Origin of the sequence: Kitasatospora sp. NPDC092286 (assembly GCF_044755565.1) — a bacterium.
Taxonomy (GTDB): Bacteria; Actinomycetota; Actinomycetes; order Streptomycetales; family Streptomycetaceae; genus Kitasatospora.
In genome coordinates this window covers 217,406-220,909 of sequence record NZ_JBIVRD010000011.1, presented here as the reverse complement: position 1 = coordinate 220,909, position 3,504 = coordinate 217,406, and the positions used below count along the sequence as shown (strand labels likewise).

Sequence of the window (3,504 nt, the reverse complement as noted above, 5' to 3'; positions counted from 1 at the left end):
TTCACCAAGAAGCAGTAGCCGACCGAACCCCCGCAGCCAGCAGCCCTCTCCCCAACCTCAACTCGAAACGGACATCAACTCTCGAACCGCCCTCTCAGAGCGCAAAACGTCACCACCCTTACCGGCCGGATCGTGCGCTATGCCCTGCCCACGCTGGCACTTCGGTCCTGACACCACAGCGGCCCCGGATGGCTCATTCCATCCGGGGCCGTCTCGTGCCGCTACGCGTGGTCAGATCCTGGGTCCAAATCAGTAGCGGCGAACGGGCTAACGCTTGCCGTGATCACGTATCGGTTCGACGCCTTCTGCGGGAAGAGAGTCACACTGACGCCGTACTCGATCAGGATTTCGCGTCGTGCGGCATTGTCGGAAGCGGCTCGCCAATCATCGCCAATCGTGCGCCCGGTAGGCATGAGGCGCATGGCTGGGGGCCGGTCCGGAAGTTCCTTCAGCCTCCGAATTTCCTGTCCCATCCGCGCATACTCCGTCCGGTACCACTCTTCATCATCAGGCTCGTCGTACAGCCCTGCATTTCGGTCGTCGCGTAGACGCTTCCGGTCGTCCTGCAAAGTCTTGATCTGCGCTGCGTACCCGGTGCCAGGATCGAACCGCCGTTCCATCACTTGGCCTTCTCCAAAACGGGAGAGGAACCACGTTTCAACGGCTGAATCCAGAATCGACCGCATGATGAATGGCGCCGGTCGGCAGTCAGCAGACCCGGGCAACCCTCGGAGTCGGCCAGTGCAGCCGTAATCCCCCGACGGGCCGGCCGGACCAAACGCCCGAATCGCTTCGGTGCACGTCCCGCACGTGATCCTGCTGGAAAGTAGGTGAACACCGCTGGGCGCGCGGCCCTTCTTCGGTGATCCCGCTTTGGCAAGCAGCGCGTTTCGGGTCGCGGAATCCCACAGCGGATCAGCGAGTTTGACGGGACGCCCGTTACTGCCAATCACTGGGCGTCCACTGTGCATTAGGTACCCTAGGGCGGCTTCACTGGTGAGAATTACCCTCAGAGAATCCGGCGTCCAGCGCGCCCCCTTAATCGGCTTGCCGTACATTTCGGCACGCCGGTCGCGAGGTGACGCGACTCCGGCCCGCGTCAGCCTGGCCGCTTCTGTGGACCACGTGATCTTGCCCGTCTCATCGCTGAGGATGCGCTGCGCAACTCCCCTGATGATTTCAGCGGCGATCGGATCAATTTCCACGTGATCAATGGGTCCGTTAGGGTGCAGCCTTACGTACCGGTAGCCGTAGCTGGGGGCCTGCTTCGGCTGTCCGGCCCGGCGTGCGCGTTCGGACTCGTCTTTGTTTCGCTTCTGAATGGCGCGTAGTTCCATCTGGGACCCCCACGCCTTCATGATCCACTCATTCTCTTGAGCTGGGTCCCCAAAGTCCCAGATTCCATCATGATCGGCCGTAATGATGATTCGGTCTTGCCTGGTCAGCATGTCCTGCGTATTGAGAGTGTCGCGGACATTTCGGCCGACGCGGTCAACGGTAGCCGCAGCAATCCCGCTGTAGGGGCCAAGCTCGCCGCGCAGCCATGGGCCAAGTCCGGGGCGGGTCATGGGGTCTGTGGCACCGGAAACCTCAAGGTCTTCAGCCCACGCGATCACGTGCGCACCCACGGCCGCGACCCTGGACAGGATCTGTCCTCGTTGCTTGGCCGGTGAGTTGGTCTTATCCGTCTTGCGAGAGAGGCGCAGTGTCCCTATGACGCACTTGCCGCATCCGTCGTACTCGCTGACTAGCACATCCGCCATGGTCGGCTCCTGAGTGTGTTCTACACAAGTAGCCGCTCAGCGACTGGAACTACTCGTTCGTCCTGCTGGACGTGCTGGCCAGCGTCACCGGGCTGACCGCGCTGCGGCTCGGCCGGCGCGGCCTCGCGGGCCGTGCGCAGCCGCTGATGCTGGTCTCGCTCGCGCTGACCAGCACGGCGGGGCTCCAGGCGGTGGCGTTCTGGGCGTTGCGGGGGGACTACTCGCTCGCGTGGTGGCTGCCGAACCTGTTCCTGCTGCTGTTCCCGGTGCCCGGGATGGTGCACCTCGTGCGGCGGACGGCTGCGGCCGGGCGGTAGCGGCGGGGCCCGGCCGCGACGGGGCGGTGGCGGCCGGGGCGGTGGTGGTGGCAGTGGTGGCAGTGGTGGCGCGGTGCCGACGGCGGGGCTACTCCCACTCCCAGCGGATGCCGATGTGGCCGGGCTGCTGGTCCGGGGCGAGGACATGGGCGCTGGCCGAGGCGCCGATCCAGAGCTGCTCGCGGTGGCGGTCGACGTCCTCGCCCGGGGCGCGGTCGTAGCGCTCGCAGTGGACCGGGACCGCCGCCGGGTCGAAGTGGACCTGGAGGACGTACTCGCGCACCGGGGCCGCGAAGCGGCGGCTGTACTCCATGGTCGGCCCGCCGGGCGGGATCTCCACCTCGTACTCGAACACCGTGCTGTCGCCGAGCCCGAGCGGGCGGTCCAGCATCAGCTCGCCGACCACCAGGCCGGCCTCCGGGCGGCGGCGGACCCGGCCGAGCCGGCCGTGCCGGACCGAGGTGATCTCGGGGCAGCCGGTGGCACCCTCGTCCGCCTTGTGCACGACGAGACAGCGGGCCACCCCACCGACGGTGGCGCGGACCACCTGGCGCAGCCGCAGCAGGTTGGCGCGCCGCTCGGCGTCGACGTAGTACGCGTCGTGGATGCTCAGCCGCTCCAACTCGCCGACCGGCGGGGCGTCGAGCTCGGCGAAGACGTCCGCGATCTGCTGCTCGCCCGGCCAGACGTCCTCCAGTCGCAGCTGGCAGATGGTGGCCGCGGCGGCCCAGCGGCCGCGTGGCCGGGGCGGGCCGAGCAGCGCGGAGAGGGTGCTGTGCGGCAGACCGAGCAGCTCCTCCAGCAGATGGACGGCGCGCAGTGAGCTGGCCCGTTCGGGCTGGCTGCGGCCGCGCCGCCAGTAACTCAGCGTGGTGACACTGACCCTGACACCGCGTTGGGCCAGCGCCGCCCTGATCCGGTCCAGACTGAGGCCGCTGGCCTCGATCGCCAGATGCAGGGTGTCGGCGAAGCCCCCGGCGGGGGCGGGCCGACCGCTGCCGCCCGGGCCGGGCGGTGCCGCCGCGGGCGTGGACGGGTCGGGACGCCGTCCGGCCGGTTTGAGTCGTGCCGCGTCCCCGGGGTGCTGTGAGCCCATACGGTTACCTTCCCCACCAAGCGAGTTCGGCGGGAGCGCTCCGGCGCCGGAGCGCGCCGTCAGCGGCTTCACCGAGCTGTGGGGAACCCTATGCACGGTCGAGAGGCTACGTCATCAGCCGGACGTATGACAGTGGTCACGGCAGGTGGACCGCAGGGTTATCGATCTTGAAACGGTGCGGAAACACATCGGCGGGGGGGGGCGGGGGGGGCCCCCCCCCCCGGGGGGGGGGGGGGGTGGTGTGGGGGGGGTGTGGGGGGGGGGGGGGGGGGCGCCCCGGGGGGGCGGGGGGGGGGCGGCGGGGGCGGGGGGGGGGGGCGCGAACCGG

At 68.7% G+C, this 3,504-nt stretch carries 2 protein-coding genes and 1 pseudogene; 1 reads left to right on the top strand and 2 read right to left on the bottom strand.

The genetic code is table 11. The annotated features are described in order from the left end of the window. Positions 1-221 precede the first annotated feature (221 nt). Entirely contained in the window at positions 222-1,763 is a 1,542-nt protein-coding gene (locus tag ACIQIB_RS14335) for a recombinase family protein (protein WP_400758097.1), read from the bottom strand. Between the two features lie 50 nt (positions 1,764-1,813). Here ACIQIB_RS14335 and ACIQIB_RS14330 point away from each other — a divergent pair. Then, positions 1,814-2,080, top strand: a pseudogene (locus ACIQIB_RS14330) (DUF5360 family protein); the annotation flags it as partial. Between the two features lie 88 nt (positions 2,081-2,168). On the opposite strand, the gene ACIQIB_RS14325 reads toward ACIQIB_RS14330, so the two are convergent. Then, positions 2,169-3,176 (bottom strand): hypothetical protein, encoded by a 1,008-nt coding sequence (locus tag ACIQIB_RS14325; RefSeq protein WP_363613743.1) that lies wholly within the window; start codon positions 3,174-3,176, stop codon positions 2,169-2,171. Positions 3,177-3,504: the final 328 nt, after the last annotated feature.

Coding starts and splice junctions, on each gene's coding strand:
- ACIQIB_RS14335 (WP_400758097.1), bottom strand. CDS start 1,763: ATGGCGGATGTGCTAGTCAGCGAGTACGACGGATGCGGCAAGTGCGTC.
- ACIQIB_RS14325 (WP_363613743.1), bottom strand. CDS start 3,176: ATGGGCTCACAGCACCCCGGGGACGCGGCACGACTCAAACCGGCCGGA.